We start from the raw sequence: 14,560 nt of genomic DNA, 5'->3' as shown, positions 1-14,560 counted from the left end.
ACATCCTCACCGGGGGCGGGCAGAGTGCCGCCGCGACGCGGGGTGTCAGTCGCCCGCGTTCTGCTCCTGGTCCGGCGCCGGATCGCTGTTGAGCAGCGTGTAGCGCTCCTCGCCGATACGCTCGATCAGCGAGAACTGGGCGTGCAGGTAGTCGGCGTGATGCTCCTCATCCTTCAGGATAGTGATCAGCAGGTCGCGCGACACGTAGTCCCGCACCGACTCGCAGTAGGCGATGCCCTCCTTGAGGTCGCCGATCGCCTTGGTTTCCAGCCGCTCGTCGCATTCCAGGATTTCCTTCACGGACTGGCCGATCAGGACCTGGTTGTAGCGCTGCACGTTGGGCAGGCCGTCGAGGAACAGGATGCGGTGGATGAGATCATCCGCGTGCCGCATCTCCTCGATGGATTCCTTGTACTCGTGCCGGCCGAGCCGGGTGACGCCCCAGTGGTTCAGGATGCGGGCGTGCAGGAAGTACTGGTTGATGGCGGTCAGCTCGTTGGTGAGCTGGGTGTTCAGGTGTTCGATCACCCGCGGATCGGACGGCATGGGGGATTCTCCTCTGTGCCGGCAGAGAAGGCCCCGCGGCCCCGCGAAGTCAAGTCTTTGATTTCAATGAATTTTGCTACTGAAAGGCAGTCTCAGTTGGCGACGGGCTTGCTGCCCTCCGCCGCCGGGCTGCGCAGCATGGACACGATGGTGCGGACGCAGGTGCCGCACTGCGCCCGGGTGCCGCAGCGGGCATAAACCTCGCAGGGGCGGCAGGCGCCGGCCGCCACGGCATCGCGGATACGGGTATCGGTCAAACCATTGCAGAGGCAGACATACATACCGGGTCGGGTCCGTCGCGCTGGGTGACGAAGCCTATACCGGGCGTTTCCATCGTTTGCAAGTCACTCGCAATTGCGGAGAACGCGAAGAACCTCATCGCCGTAGCGGTCCAGCTTGCTGGCCCCCACCCCCGGTACGGCGCTCAACTCGTCCAGGTCGCGCGGGCGCGAGGCGGCGATCTCCGTCAGCGTCCGGTCGGAAAAGATCATGTAGGCCGGCAAGGACTGCCGCGACGCTTCTTCCCGCCGCCAGGCCCGCAATGCGTCGAAGGCGGGATCGCCGGACATCGCCGGGACGGGCGCCCTGCCCGCCTTGGCCCGGCTGGGTGCGCGGGTGCTGCCGCGCGGGGTGGCGGCGTCCTCGCGCAGCATCACCTTCTCCTCGCCGCGGAGGATGGCGCGGCTGGCCTCCGTGGGGCGGTATTCGCCGTGGTTCTCCACCGCCACGTCCAGCGCGCCCTGCGCCACCAGCTGGCGGGCAACGCCGCGCCAGTTGTGCTCGGATACGTCGCGGCCGACGCCGAAGGTGGGCAACTGGTCGTGGCCGAACTGCACCACCTTGGCGGTGCGCTCGCCGCGCAGCACGTCGATCAGGTGGCCCAGCCCGAAGCGGGAGCCGGTGCGCAGCACGGCCGAGAGCAGCTTCTGCGCCGCCACCGTGCCGTCGCGCAGGGTGGGCGGCCGCAGGCAGGCGTCGCAATTGCCGCAATCGGCGGGCAGGTCCTCGCCGAAGCAGCGCAAGAGGATACGGCGGCGGCAGGTGGCGGCCTCGGCGATGGCCACCATGCGGTTGAGGCGCTCGCGCTCGATGCGCTTCTGCTCGTCCGAGGCGGGGCTGTCCTCCAGCCGGTGGCGGGCCCAGACGATGTCCTCGGCGCCGTGCAGCAGCAGCGACCGGGCGGGCAGCCCGTCGCGGCCGGCGCGGCCGATCTCCTGGTACCAGGACTCCGGGGAGCCCGGCAGGTTGGCATGCGCCACCCAGCGCACGTCGGGGCGGTCGATGCCCATGCCGAAGGCGATGGTGGCGGCCATCACCACCGCGTCGCCGCCGGCGAAGCGGCGATGCGCGGCGCGCTTGTCGGCCGGCTCCATGCCGGCGTGGAAGCACAGGGCGTCGTAGCCGGCCTCGCGCAGCCAGCCGGCGGTCTGCTCGGCCCCCTTGCGGGAGGCGCAGTACACGATGCCGGCGCCGCGGCCGTCCGAGGATTTGGCGGCGAAGTCCAGGATCTGCCGCCGGGCGCCGTCGCGCGGCGCCGCCTCGATGTGGATATTGGGCCGGTCGAAGCCGCCGCGGAACACGGGGTCCTCGGTCAGGCCCAGGCGTTCGCGGATGTCGGTGACGGTGCGAGCATCGGCCGTGGCCGTCAGCGCGATGCGCGGCACTTCCGGGAACAGCCGCTGCAGCACGTCCAGCTGGCGGTATTCGGGCCGGAAATGGTGGCCCCACTGCGACAGGCAGTGCGCCTCATCCACCGCGAACAGGGCGAGGTCGGTGCGGCTGAGGCGTTCGAGGGTGGATTCCAGCGTCAGCCGCTCGGGCGAGACGTAGAGCAGCTTGAGGGTGCCGCGGCCGAGGTCGCGCAGCACCGCGGCGCGCTTCTCCTCGTCCAGCTCGGAATGTAGGGCCGCGGCGTGGACGCCCTGCTGCCGCAGGGCGTTCACTTGGTCTTCCATCAGGGCGATCAGCGGCGAGGCCACCACGCCCAGGCCGGGACGGCACAGGGCGGGCACCTGGTAGCACAGGCTCTTGCCCCCGCCGGTGGGCATCAGCACGAGGCCGGAGCCGCCGTCCACGACGTGGCGCACGATCTCCTCCTGCCGGCCCCGGAAGGCCGGAAAGCCGAAGGTGTCGTGCAGGACCTTGGCCGGGTCCGGTTTCCCCCCGAAGAAGCCCGCCATCAGTTGTGGATGCGGATCTCCACCCGGCGCGACTCGACCTGGGCCGCCTCGTAGGCGACGGCGCCCAGCGGGGCGATCCGGATGCGGCCCTGGGGCACGCCGTTGACGCGCAATTCGGTGGACACGGTCCGGGCGCGGGCCTCGCTCAGCTGGCGGTTGCCGCCGGGGAAGCTGGTGCGGTCATCGGCCGCGAAGCCCAGCACGTCCACCACGGCGGAGGGGTAGCGCTTGGCGATCTCGGCGGCCTCGGCCACCACGGCGCGGGCGGGGGTGTCGAGCTCGGTGCTGTTGGCCTCGAAGAACACCACCCGGGCCTCGGGGCTGCGGAGCTCCGTCGGGGCGCAGGCCGCCAGCAGCGGCAACGCCGCGATCGAGGCGAGAAACAGGCGGCGCATGGCGGGTATTCTCCGGTTTTCGGGCAGGAAACGGGCCGAAGCGGCGCATCCCTCCGCGGAGGGATGCGCCGCGGGGCCCGGCCGCCCAGATGCGACCTGTCGCCCGAACCGTCAACGGGGCGGAGGGGGCGCGGTTACCGCCCATTCATTCCCGGCATGGGAGGATGGGGCATGTCCGCCCCCCTGCCCGACCCGAAGGCCTTCGATCCCGTCGCCTTTCCCGGCCAGGAGGAAGGGGAGGAATGGCCGCCGCCGCGCTTCGACTTCTCGGCCAGCCGGTTGCGCTCCCCCGGGCTGGTGTTCGAGCGCGACGCCGCCGGCGAGGCCCGGCTGGTGCGCGACTGCGGCACGGTGCGCTTCGTGATGCCGGTGGACACGGTGCATGTGGCGATGGACATCATCCCCGGCAGCCGGGACTACCGGCTGCTGCGGCTGGTGCCCACGGCGCTGCGCTTCGCCGAGCGGCTGGGTGCCGACGACCCGGTGCCGGAGGTGCTGCGCGGCGGCGAGCCCCCGCCCGTGGCGGACGAGCAGGTCTACGCCGCCACCACCGCGCTGGTGTCCGCCCTGACCACCCAGGCGGGGTCGCAGGGCCGCGCCCTGTGCGACGCGATCCGCCGCGTGCCGCCCGGTCAGGACATGTTCGAGCGTGCCGTGGCCCACTGCGTGGTGGAGGGCGGCCAGTCCATGGAGAACGTGGCGCTGCTGGCCCGCTCCCTGCAGCGGCTGGCCAATGCCCATGCCCGGGTGCTGGCGACCCAGTCGGCGCAGCCGGACTACCTCGGGATGGAACAGGCGGTGGCCTCCATCCACGCCGCCATGGTGCGGGACCGGGCCTGGTCGGCGGACCTGCTGACGCATGGGCTGGGGGTGCTGGCCGGCAAGATCACCCTGCCGCGGCAAGCGGTCACGGCCATCCTGGCGGAAGCCACGGCGGCGCTGGGGCGGCAGGGCGTGCTGGCCAATTTCGGCCGGTTGGTGGCGGCCCAGGATGCCGCCCGCGACCGGCTGCTGGACATTGCGGTGTTCTGGCAGCGGCTGGCGGCGGCCTGGATGGCGGTGGACCTGAACACCACCGACCGGCGGGAGATCGAGGCACTGGCGCGCAATTCCGCCCGGCGGCTGATGCTGGCGCCGCTCTACCAGCTCGGCAAGAACTAAGTTCCCGGCGCAGGAAGATGGCGTAACATGCTGTTCCTGCAATACTCCGACATCACCCGGCGGCGGGAAACGCCTTGCCACCCGCGAGGCGCAGGATACGGGTCGGCCGTTCCACCCCGGTGAGCCGGTGCAGCACCAGCAGCACGGTGCGGCCGGCGGTGGCTTCGTCCAGGGTTTCCAGAAAGGCGCGCTCGGCATCGACATCCAGGCCGGAGGCCGGTTCGTCCAGGATCAGCACGGGGGCCGGGGACAGCAGCGCCCGCGCCAGGGCGAGGCGCCGCGCCTGCCCGCCGGAAAACCGCACCCCGCCCTCGCCGCAGGGCGTGTCCAGCCCGGCCGGCAGGGCGCGCACGAGGTCGGCCACCCGCGCCCGTTCCAGCGCCTGCCAGAGATCGGCATCCGGCGCTTCCGGCGCGGCGAGGCGCAGGTTGGCGGCGATGCTGTCGTCGAACAGGCGGGCATCCTGGGTCAGGCAGGTGATGCGGGTGCGCACCGCCTCGGGCGACAGGCGGGACAGGTCGGTGCCGCCCAGGGTGATGCGGCCGGATTCCGGCTCGGCCAGGCGCAGCAGCAGCGTGGCCAGGGTGGACTTGCCGGAGCCGGACGGGCCGAGCAGCGCGACCCGGGCGCCCTCGGGGATCTCCAGCGACAGCCCGTCCAGCACCAGGGGGCGGTCGGCCGACCAGCGGAAGTGGAGGTTCTCCAGCTTCAGGGCGTTGCCGCGCGGCAGCGGCAGGGGCTCGGCCGGGGCGGCAACCGGCACGGGGGCGTCGGCGGCTTCCAGCAGGCGGCGGGACGCGGCACCGGCCGCGGCCAGGGCGGCGCCGGCGCGCGGCACGGCGGACAGGCTCTCGGCCGCGGCGAGGGCCAGGAACAGGGCGGGCACGGCCAGCAGCGCGGCCTCGCCCCCCGCGAGACCCCAGGCCAGGGCGCCCAGCAGCGCCGCCTGGGCGAGCAGCGCACCTGCGGCACCCCCGAGGGCGCCGGTGCGGGACAGGCGGCGCTCGGCGCAGGCCTGCCCCGCGCCGGCGGCGGCGAGGCGCTCGGCGGCACGGCCCTCGCCGTTGCTGGCCAGCACGTCCTCCAACCCCAGCAGCGGCTCCACCGCGCGGGCGCGCAGGGCGCCGCGGCTTTCCGCCACGGCGGCGGCATCGCGTGCTGCCACGGGGGCCAGCAGCGGCGGCAGCACCAGCGCCACGGCCAGCGGCAGCGCCACCACCCCGGCCAGGCCGGGGGCGGCGACGCCCAGCAGCACGGCGATGGCCAGCACCGCCGCCGCGGCCGCGGCCATCGGCACCAGGGCGCGGAGGTAGAGCCCGTCCAGCGCTTCCACGTCGGCCACCAGCCGGCCCAGCAGGTCGCCGGCGCGGCGCAGGCCGAGGCCGGTGGGCAGGCGTTCCGCGAGGCGCGAGAAGAACCAGACGCGGGTATCGGCCAGGGCGCGGAAGGTGGCGGCGTGGGTGACCATGCGCTCGCCCCAGCGCAGCGCCGGGCGCAGCAGGATCAGCGGCCGCAGCAGCAGCAGGGAAGCGGCGGCCACGGCGGTGGCGCCGTGCCGCAGCCCCTGGGACACGCCGTGCCCGGCCAGGGCCAGCAGCGCCACCCCCGCCAGCACGGTGAGCGCCGCAGCCAGGGCGCCCAGGACGAGGCGGGACCGGTGCGCCCGCCACAGCGCCAGGACTCGGCGGAGGTCACGCCACATGGCCGGCCTCCCGCCCGCGGCGGGGCGCATTGGCCACGCGGCCGTTCTCCAGGGTCAGCACCTTGTTGAAGCGGGCGCGCAGGGCCGGGGAATGGCTGGCGATCACGGCGGTGCGGCCGGCGCAAAGGCGGCGCAGCCCGTCCAACACCTCGGCCTCCGTGCCGGGGTCGAGATGCGCGGTGGGCTCGTCCAGCAGCACCAGCGGGCGGTCGCGCAGGAAGGCGCGGGCCAGGGCGACGCGCTGCGCCTGCCCACCGCTGAGGCCCCAGCCGCCCTCGCCCACCACGGTGTCGAGACCGTACGGCAGCTGCGGCAGGAAGTCGGCGACGCGGGCTTCGCGCGCCGCGGCTTCCACGGCGGCGTCGGTGGCCTCGGGCCGGGCGAGACGGATGTTCTCGCGCAGCGTGTCGCGGAACAGATGCGGCTTCTGAGGCACGTAGGCGATCATGCGGCGCAGCTCCTCCGGCCGCAGCGCGGTGGCGTCGCGGCCGTTGAGGGCGATGCGGCCGGCATCCGGGCGCCGGAAGCCCAGCAGCAGCCGCAGCACGGAGGACTTACCGGACCCCGACGGCCCGGCCAGCACCAGCGCCTCGTTGGGCAGGACGCGGAAGGACACGCCGTCCAGCGCCGGCGGTCGGGCGGGGTCGTAGCGCAGGGTCACGTCCTCGAAGGTGACCACGACGCTGGGCGGGACTTCCTGCAACAACAGGCCGTTGTCCGGCTCGGCTGCCAGCAGGGGTGCGAGCTCCGCGGCGGCGCCGGTGGCTGAGAGGCGCTCGTGATAGGCGGCGGAAAAGGCCCGCAGCGGGGCGAAGAAGGCCGGCACCAGCAGCAGCGCGAACAGCGCCGCCACCGGGGCGGGATGCCCGCCCGTCACCAGCGCGGCGTGGCGCCAGGCGATGCAGCCGAGCACCGCCGCGGCCAGCAGGTCCAGCGCGGCGGAGCTGAGAAAGGCGACCCGCAGCACCCGCATGGTGCGCTGACGCAACTCGGTGGCCGCGGCGCCGAGGGCCTGCGCCTCGGCCGCCTGCCGGTTGAACAGCACCAGCGTGGGCAGGCCGCGCACCCGGTCCAGGAAGCGGCCGCTCAGGCGCTGCAGGGCGCCGAACTGCCGGCGGCTCTGCACCGCCGCGCCGATCCCGGTCAGCGCCATGGCCACCGGCACCAGCAGCCCGCCGACCACCAGGATCAGCCCGCCCACCGGGTCGGCCAGGGCCACGGCCAGTGCCACGGCGAGGGGGGACAGGATCGCCAGCGCGGCGGTGGGCAGCCAGCGGGAGAAATAGCCGTCCAGCGCTTCCACCCGGTCCACCACCAGCGCGGCGCGTTCCCCCGCGGGGCGCTCGTCGGCCGGGCCGAGTTCCAGCAGCCGCGCCTGCACCCGGCCGCGCAGCCGCGCCCGGGCCGCGACGCCGGCGGCCCCCTGGGCGCGCTCGGCCGCCACGGACAGGCCGACCTGCACCAGGGCCAGCGCCGCGGCACCCCCCAGCGCACCCCACCCGGCCTCGGGGAAGCCCAGCAGCGTGGCCAGCAGGGTCGCGATCAGCCAGGCCTGCGCCACGCCACACAGGGTGGCGACCAGGCCGAGGGCCACGGGCAGGCGACGCCCGGCGCGGTTCTCGCGGGCGGCCTGGGAAAGGAAGCGGCGGGCAGCGGCCGTGCGGGCGGCCTCATCGGTGTCGGGCGACGACATGGCGCCTTCCTAGACCAGGGCGGCGCCGCGCGCATCCCGCCCCGCCCGCGGGCTTGCCCCCGGCGACCGCGGTGGGCGAGCATCGGCGATGCTCCCGCATCATGGCCGCTACGACTACCACCCCTGGCCCGCGCGCCCGCGCTGGAACTGGCCCGGCGGGGCGAAGCTGGCGGTGTATCTCGGGCTGAACCTGGAGCACTTCGCCTTCGGCGAGGGGCTGGGGGCGGAGCTGGCGCCGGGCGCAGCCTCCGGCGCCGGGCCGCAGCCGGACGTGCTGAACCACGCCTGGCGCGACTACGGCAACCGCGTCGGCGCCTGGCGCCTGCTGGAACTGCTGGACGAGCTGGCCCTGCCCTGCACGGTGCTGCTGAACAGCGCGCTCTACGACCACGCGCCGGAGCTGGTGGCCGCGCATCGCGCCCGCGGCGATGAGATCGCCGGCCACGGCGTCACCAACAGCCAGCGGCAGAGCGCCCTGGACGAGGCCGGCGAGCGCGCGGTGATCGCCGCGGCCACCGCGGCCCTCACCCGGCACGAGGGCACCCCACCGCGCGGCTGGCTGTCCCCCTGGATCGCCGAGAGCCATGCCACCCCCGACCTGCTGGCCGAGGCGGGCTACCGCTACACGCTGAACTGGTGCTCGGACGACCAGCCGGTGTGGCACCGCACGAAGCACGGCCGGCTGCTGGCCATCCCCTACCCGCAGGAGATCAACGACATCCCGGCGATCATCGCGCGCAAGCACGGCGCGGCCGAGTTCGCCGAGATGATCGTGGCGGATTTCGAGGAACGGCTGGACCAGGTGCGCGACGGCCGGGCGCAGGTCATGGGCATCGCGCTGCATCCTTATATCCTGGGGCAGCCTTTCCGGCTGCGAGCGCTGCGCGGCGCCCTACGCCGCCTGCGCGCGGCGCGTCCGGATGTCTGGCTGTGCACGGCAGGGGCCATCTTCGACCACGCGGCGACGTTGCCGGACGGCATGGTGATGGGCTGACGGGAACCAACGCCGCTGGGGAGGTGCCGTCCCGCATGGCCCCGGGACGCAGCTGGAACATCGAGGGCGAACATGCGTGCCCACAGCCGGAGGTAAGCCGATGCTGAGACCTAGCACCAACCACCGGGATCACCATATGCTCTGAGCCCATCCACGGGTTGAAGCGATGTCGATCTGGAGTTGAGCGGCGTTTTTTATTTGAGATTTGGTAAGGTTCCCGTTACTGATCGCGCCGCGGCGAGCGTGTCGTCCGCCCGAACTCATTGCGAGCCGATGCCATGACCCTCCGCACCGTTTTCCGGACCACCAACAGCTGGGACCAGGGGTTCACGGGCGAGATCCTCGTGATCAACGACGGCCCGGACACGGTGACGGGCTGGACGGTGTCGTTCTCCGCCCCCTGGGCGATCCAGAACTTCTGGAACGTCACGCCGATCGGCGCGCCGTCGGGCACCTACAGCTTCAGCAATGTCGGCTTCAACGGCACCCTTGCCCCCGGGCAGAGCGCCAATTTCGGCTTCAACGCAGCGGGCGCCCCCAGCAGCCCGGTGTTCCTGGACAACGGCGCCCCGATCTCCGGCCTGCCGGAACTGACCATCTCGGATGCCGCGGTCACGGAAGGCCACAACGGCACCACCCCCCTCACCTTCAACCTCAGCCTCTCCCACGCGTCCGACACGGCGGTGACGGTGCGCTGGGATACGGCGGCGGGCAGCGCCACGCCGGGGGTGGATTTCCAGGCGGCCGGCGGCACCGTGACCTTCGCCCCCGGGCAGACCCAGGCCACCGTGCAGGTGCAGGTGCTGGGCGACACGGCCGCCGAGAACAACGAGACGGTGCGGCTCGTGCTGTCCTCGCCCAGCGGCGCCCGGCCCACGCGCTACGAGGCCACCGGCACGATCCGCGACGATGACGGCGGCACCCTGCCGGCCGGCCAGAACAGCGGCTTCCTGTCCACCCGCGGGGCCGACATCGTCGATGCCTCCGGCACGGCGGTGCGGCTGGCGGCGGTGAACTGGTTCGGGCTGGAAACCACCCGCGGCGCGCCGGACGGGCTGAATGTCCGCAACTGGCAGGACATGATGAAGCAGATGGCGGATCTGGGCTTCAACGCCATCCGCCTCCCCTATTCCTCGGAAGTGCTGCACGGGCTGCCGGCCTCGGGCATCAGCACCAACCTGAACCCCGACCTCGCGGGCGTGTCGGGGCTGGCGCTGATGGACAAGATCGTGAACTACGCCGGCCAGCTCGGGATGAAGATCATCCTGGACCACCACCGCAGCAGCGCCGGCGATGGGCCCAACCTCAACGGGCTCTGGTACGATGGCCAGTGGACCGAGCAGGGCTGGATCGACGACTGGAAGATGCTGGCGCAGCACTATGCCGGCAACACCACCGTGGTCGGCGCCGACCTGCACAACGAGCCGCGCGAGCAGGCCACCTGGGGCGACGGTAACCTCGCCACCGACTGGGAAAAGGCCGCCGAGCGCGCCGGTGCCGCCATCCAGTCGGTCAACCCCGACTGGCTGATCGTGGTGGAGGGCATCACCCGCTACGAGAACGACTGGTACTGGCAGGGCGGCAACCTGCAGGGCGTGCGCGAGCATCCCGTGGACCTGCCGATCGCCAACAAGCTGGTCTATTCGCCGCACGACTACCCGAATTCCGTCTACGCGCAGCCCTGGTTCCAGGCCGCCAATTTCGGCGACACGCTGCAGGGCGTCTTCGACAAGCAATGGGCCTATATCGCCCGCGAAGGCATCGCCCCGATCCTGGTGGGCGAGCTCGGCACCAAGCTCGAAGACCCCAAGGACAGCGTCTGGCTGCGCGAGATCACGCAAACGCTGAACGGCGACTTCGACGGCAACGGGGTCCGCGACGCCGGCGCGCCCTCCGCCGGCATCTCCTGGGCCTGGTGGTCCTGGAACCCCAATTCCGGCGACACCGGCGGCATCCTGCAGGATGACTGGCGCACCCCCGTGCAGGCCAAGCTGGACGCCATCGTGGCGATCCGCGGCACCTCCTTCACCAGCGACGGCGTCTACGAGGGCGCGGAAATCCACCTTTCCGTCGGCCTGGGCGACCACGCCGTGTTCGACGAGAGCATGTCCGGGCTGCGCGGCAGCCAGTTCCTGGCGCGCGGCAACGGCGACACCCTGTTCATCGAGCAGGACGGCACGGTGCACGCGCTGCGCAACTTCGACGCAGTGCAGTTCGCCGACGGCCGCATGGTGATCGACCCCACGGATCCGGCCTCGCAGGTGGTGCGGCTGTACAACGCCGCGCTGGCCCGCAGCCCGGAGCAGGCAGGGCTGAACTTCTACATCGACAAGCTGCAGTACGGGGCCGGGCTGGCCGACATCGCCACGGGGTTCAACAACAGCCCCGAGTTCCAGGCCCGCTTCGGCAACGGCTTGAGCAACGACCAGTACGTCGTGCAACTCTACCAGAACGTGCTGCACCGCGGCGCCGCGGAATCCGAGCTGAGCTACTACCGCGACCAGTTCGCCGCCGGGCAGAGCCGCGAGCAGACCCTGGTGAACTTCTCCGAAAGCCCGGAAAACCAGCGCTTGACCGCCGCCACCGTGCAGGGCGGCATCTGGGACATCAGTGAGAACGCCGCCACGGTGGCCCGCATCTACGACGCCGCCTTCGGCCGCAAGCCCGACCTGCCGGGGCTGGGCTTCTACCGCGCCCAGCTCGACGCCGGCAACAACAGCGAGACCGGCATCATCACCGGCTTCCTCAACAGCCCCGAGTTCCAGGCCCGCTACGGCGCCAACACCTCCAGCACGCAGTTCGTGGAGTTGCTGTACCAGAACACGCTGCACCGCACGGCCTCGGCCGAGGAGGTGCACTACTACACCGTGCAGCTGGATGCCGGCGTCCTCAGCCGGCCGCAGGCGGTGGCCAATTTCTCCGACAGCCCCGAGCACGTGGCGCTGACCGCGGACAACATCATCAGCGAAACGCCCTCGCAGTTCGGCATCGCCTTCGCCTGATCGACGCCCTCTCCCCAGGGCGGACCCGCCTTGGGGAGATGGCACGGCCGGCGGTGGCGCCCCGCTAGATCTCGGCCTCGATCTCCTCGGCGGTCATGAAGGGGAAGCGGGCCCAGAACATGGTCTTGTGATTCTTCAGGGCCGCCTTCCAGGCATCCACCCTTCCGTCCGGACAGACGCGGTAGCCGGCCAGGCCATTGGCGCTGGGAAAGCGGCGCACCACGGCATTGTCGAAGGAATGGCCGGGCACGGCATGGCCGTAGACCTCCATCCCGTACTGCGCCCAGACCTTGAGGTTCTCCGACATGGTATAGGCGATGCCGCCATGCGCCGCGCAGGAACAGGCGTAGAGCAGCACCTTCACCCCCGCCGAGCCTTAGGTGTCCACCGCGTCGGTCAGCGCCCGCACCGTGGTCTGGTCCCAGCCGATGGACGACAGGTGCGTCTTGGTGCCGTGGCCGAAATACACGATCGCTCGTAGTACTGGCTGTTGGAACCGCGCACCAGCGCGTCCAGGATGCCCTGGCTGACCTTGGCACAGCCCAGGCCGCGCTCGTTGTTGAAGTAATGCTCCACCACCGTGCCGCCCAGGCCCTCGTGGTATGTTTTCCACATCCGCATGCCCGGGTGAAAAGCGCCCACGGCGTCATTGGGGTCCATGCCCGGCTTCTGCGTGTTGTTGAGCGGGGCGAAGATGAAACTCCGGGCCGGTGCGGTCACGGCACCCTGTCCTGGCGGTTGCGGGCGGAGCCTAGACCTCCCGCAATCGGACCGGAATCACAACGTTTCGAGCGGGTCCCGCGGTGCTTCCGCCGCCGCGGTCAGCTTCGGAACAGGCTGAGCAGGGTCTGCGGCGTCTGGTTGGCGATGCCCAGTGCCTGGGTGCCGAGCTGCTGCTTGATCTGCAGGGCCTGCAGCCGGGCGGATTCCTTGGCCAGGTCGGCGTCGATCAGCGCGCCCAGCCCGCTCTCCATGCTGTCGAGCTTGTCCTTGTTGTAGGTGATCTGGGCATCGACGTACTTGCTGTCGTTTCCGTAGCGGTTCATCGCCGTGTTCACCGCGCCCTGCACGGCGCTGAAGGTCTTGATGGCCGTGGCGGTGCCGGCGCCGGCGCGCACGTCGGGCAGGTCCGCCGCCGGCCCGGTGCCGAGCATGGCGCGGGCGTTCAGCGCCGTCATGGCGGCACCGGCCGCCAGGGTGAAGGCGCCGTCCGCCGTGGTCAGGGTGCCCGCCGTGGTCAGGTTGATGGCGGTGTCGAAGGTCAGCGTGGCACCGGCGACCTGTCCCACCGCGAAGGTCTGCCCGCTCTCGTTGCGCACCGTGACCACGTCGGTCGCGGCGTTCTCGTCCGTGCCGATCAGCGACTTGCCGTTGTAGGTGGCGTCCGACAGGAAGCGGTTCACCTTGTCCACCAGGGCGCCGAACTGGGCGGTGTACTGGGTGCGCTGGTCCGTGCTGGTGTTGTCGTCGGCCAGCTTCACCAGCACGGTGCGGATTTCCGTCATGGTGTCCGACACGTTCTTCAGCGCCGTGTTGGTGGTGTCCAGGATGCCCTTGATGCCGCCCAGCTGCTCGTTGGCGGAGGTCAGGCCGGCGACATCGGCGCGGATGCCCTGGGCCACCGCGAAGGCGGCGCCGTCATCCTTGGCGTCCGACACGCGGAAGCCGGTGCTGACGCGCTTCTGCGTGACGCTCAGCGCGTCGCTGGTGCGGTTGAGCGATTGCAGCGCCACCATGGCGCCGAGATTGGTGTTGACCGAGTTCATCGCCATCGCGGGATTTTCCCCTGCACCGCGCAGCCTCTTGCCGCGCTACGCCCCCGGCATAGCGGATTCGTCCTGAACGGACGGTTAACCCAGCTCACCCTTTCGTTGGCCCCCGCGCCCCGGGGCGCGGGCATGAAAAAACCCCGGCACGTCGCCGTGCCGGGGTTTCCGTTGCGCCGCCGAGGGGCGACCCGGGATCAGTTGTCCTTCAGCACCACGGCCTGGCGGCCGCGCTGGCCGTCACGGACTTCCAGGTTCACCTTCTGGCCCTGCTGCACGTCGGCCACGCCGGCGCGCTGCAGCACGGAGGAGTGCAGGAACACGTCCTGGCCGCCGTCATCGGGGGTCACGAAGCCGAAGCCGCGGACCTGGTCGAACCACTTCACGGTGCCGTTGATCGGGTAGCTCGGGCCACCTTCGTCGCGGCCGAAGTCGCGGCGCGGGGGACGGTCGCCGAAGCCACCACCACCGCCGCCACCGCCGAAGCCGCCGCCGCGCGGGGCCCCGAAGCCACCGCCGCCACCGCCACCGCCGAAGCCGCCACGGTCGCCGCCGCCGAAGCCGCCGCGCGGGGCCCCGAAGCCGCCACCACCACCGCCGTAGCCGCCGCCACCGCCGAAGTCACGGCGCGGGGGACGGTCGCCGAAACCACCGCCGCCACCGCCGAAGCCGCCACCGCCGCCGAAGTCACGGCGCGGGGGACGATCGCCGAAATCCCGCCGGGGGGGACGGTCGCCGAAGCCACCGCCACCGCCGGCAGCGCCGCCGCCCGGGCCCTTGCGCAGCTCGGTGATCCGCGTCACGAGGCGACGGCCCTGGCGGTCCGTGCCGATCTCACACACCAGCTTGTCGCCTGTTTCAGGCGGCTCGATCCCGGCCTCGGTCAGTGCCGAAGCATGAAAGAAGACGTCCTGCCCGTCGGGGCCGAGGACGAAGCCGAAGCCCTTGCGACCGTTGTACCACTTGACCTCGGCCTCGACGGACCCGGAGCCGCCCTGGAAATCGTTATCGTGAGACACTGTCTCTATCTGCCTACGCAACACTCGCGACCCGACGGGATGTAGGGCCGGTATGCTCAGACTGGCACGGCATCTGGGCGATTGCTAGCCGAAACGTATTGA

At 71.7% G+C, this 14,560-nt stretch carries 13 protein-coding genes; 3 read left to right on the top strand and 10 right to left on the bottom strand.

Annotated elements, in window-relative coordinates; translation table 11 throughout:
* Positions 1-45 precede the first annotated feature (45 nt).
* From bfr to ACLIBK_RS00505, 4 genes are all read right to left on the bottom strand, one after another.
* Positions 46-546: a bacterioferritin gene (gene bfr / locus ACLIBK_RS00520; RefSeq protein ID WP_415385249.1), complete on the bottom strand. Its 501-nt coding sequence runs from the start codon at positions 544-546 to the stop codon at positions 46-48.
* A gap of 92 nt (positions 547-638) precedes the next feature.
* The gene (locus tag ACLIBK_RS00515) at positions 639-827 is read right to left on the bottom strand and encodes a bacterioferritin-associated ferredoxin (RefSeq protein ID WP_415385248.1); all 189 of its coding nucleotides are present in this window, start codon (positions 825-827) and stop codon (positions 639-641) included.
* Between the two features lie 63 nt (positions 828-890).
* Positions 891-2,726, bottom strand: a complete 1,836-nt coding sequence (gene recQ / locus ACLIBK_RS00510) for a DNA helicase RecQ (protein WP_415385247.1) — start codon at positions 2,724-2,726, stop codon at positions 891-893.
* Complete coding sequence (locus ACLIBK_RS00505) at positions 2,726-3,121, bottom strand: OmpA family protein (protein ID WP_415385246.1); 396 nt, start codon at positions 3,119-3,121, stop codon at positions 2,726-2,728. The genes recQ and ACLIBK_RS00505 overlap by 1 nt, the downstream gene beginning before the upstream one ends.
* Positions 3,122-3,292: 171 nt before the next feature.
* On the opposite strand from ACLIBK_RS00505, the gene ACLIBK_RS00500 reads away from it, so the two are divergent.
* Complete coding sequence (locus tag ACLIBK_RS00500; protein ID WP_415385245.1) at positions 3,293-4,282, top strand: hypothetical protein; 990 nt, start codon at positions 3,293-3,295, stop codon at positions 4,280-4,282.
* Positions 4,283-4,334: 52 nt separating this feature from the next.
* On the opposite strand, the gene cydC is transcribed toward ACLIBK_RS00500, so the two are convergent.
* Entirely contained in the window at positions 4,335-5,984 is a 1,650-nt protein-coding gene (gene cydC, locus ACLIBK_RS00495; protein ID WP_415385244.1) for a thiol reductant ABC exporter subunit CydC, read from the bottom strand.
* Positions 5,974-7,677: a thiol reductant ABC exporter subunit CydD gene (gene cydD / locus ACLIBK_RS00490; protein ID WP_415385243.1), complete on the bottom strand. Its 1,704-nt coding sequence runs from the start codon at positions 7,675-7,677 to the stop codon at positions 5,974-5,976. The genes cydC and cydD overlap by 11 nt, the downstream gene beginning before the upstream one ends.
* 88 nt (positions 7,678-7,765) lie before the next feature.
* On the opposite strand from cydD, the gene ACLIBK_RS00485 reads away from it, so the two are divergent.
* Together ACLIBK_RS00485 and ACLIBK_RS00480 are read left to right on the top strand one after the other, a co-directional pair.
* Entirely contained in the window at positions 7,766-8,671 is a 906-nt protein-coding gene (locus ACLIBK_RS00485; RefSeq protein WP_415385242.1) for a polysaccharide deacetylase family protein, read from the top strand.
* A 278-nt stretch (positions 8,672-8,949) separates the two neighbouring features.
* Positions 8,950-11,673, top strand: a complete 2,724-nt coding sequence (locus ACLIBK_RS00480; protein ID WP_415385241.1) for a DUF4214 domain-containing protein — start codon at positions 8,950-8,952, stop codon at positions 11,671-11,673.
* Positions 11,674-11,737: 64 nt separating this feature from the next.
* Here the strand turns inward: ACLIBK_RS00480 and ACLIBK_RS00475 are convergent, their stop codons facing one another.
* The 4 genes from ACLIBK_RS00475 to ACLIBK_RS00460 all read right to left on the bottom strand — a co-directional run bounded on the left by ACLIBK_RS00475 (position 11,738) and on the right by ACLIBK_RS00460 (position 14,458).
* Positions 11,738-12,037: a hypothetical protein gene (locus tag ACLIBK_RS00475; protein WP_415385240.1), complete on the bottom strand. Its 300-nt coding sequence runs from the start codon at positions 12,035-12,037 to the stop codon at positions 11,738-11,740.
* A 32-nt stretch (positions 12,038-12,069) separates the two neighbouring features.
* Complete coding sequence (locus ACLIBK_RS00470; RefSeq protein WP_415385239.1) at positions 12,070-12,393, bottom strand: hypothetical protein; 324 nt, start codon at positions 12,391-12,393, stop codon at positions 12,070-12,072.
* A 101-nt stretch (positions 12,394-12,494) separates the two neighbouring features.
* Complete coding sequence (locus tag ACLIBK_RS00465) at positions 12,495-13,445, bottom strand: flagellin (RefSeq protein ID WP_415385238.1); 951 nt, start codon at positions 13,443-13,445, stop codon at positions 12,495-12,497.
* Positions 13,446-13,636: 191 nt separating this feature from the next.
* Positions 13,637-14,458, bottom strand: coding sequence for a cold-shock protein (locus ACLIBK_RS00460; protein WP_415385237.1), 822 nt, complete (start codon positions 14,456-14,458; stop codon positions 13,637-13,639).
* Positions 14,459-14,560 lie beyond the last annotated feature (102 nt).

Origin of the sequence: Roseomonas sp. BN140053, assembly GCF_047690175.1 — a bacterium.
Lineage (GTDB): Bacteria > Pseudomonadota > Alphaproteobacteria > Acetobacterales > Acetobacteraceae > Roseomonas.
Note: the sequence above shows the minus strand (reverse complement) of the source record. Positions and strands in the feature narration are given on the sequence as shown.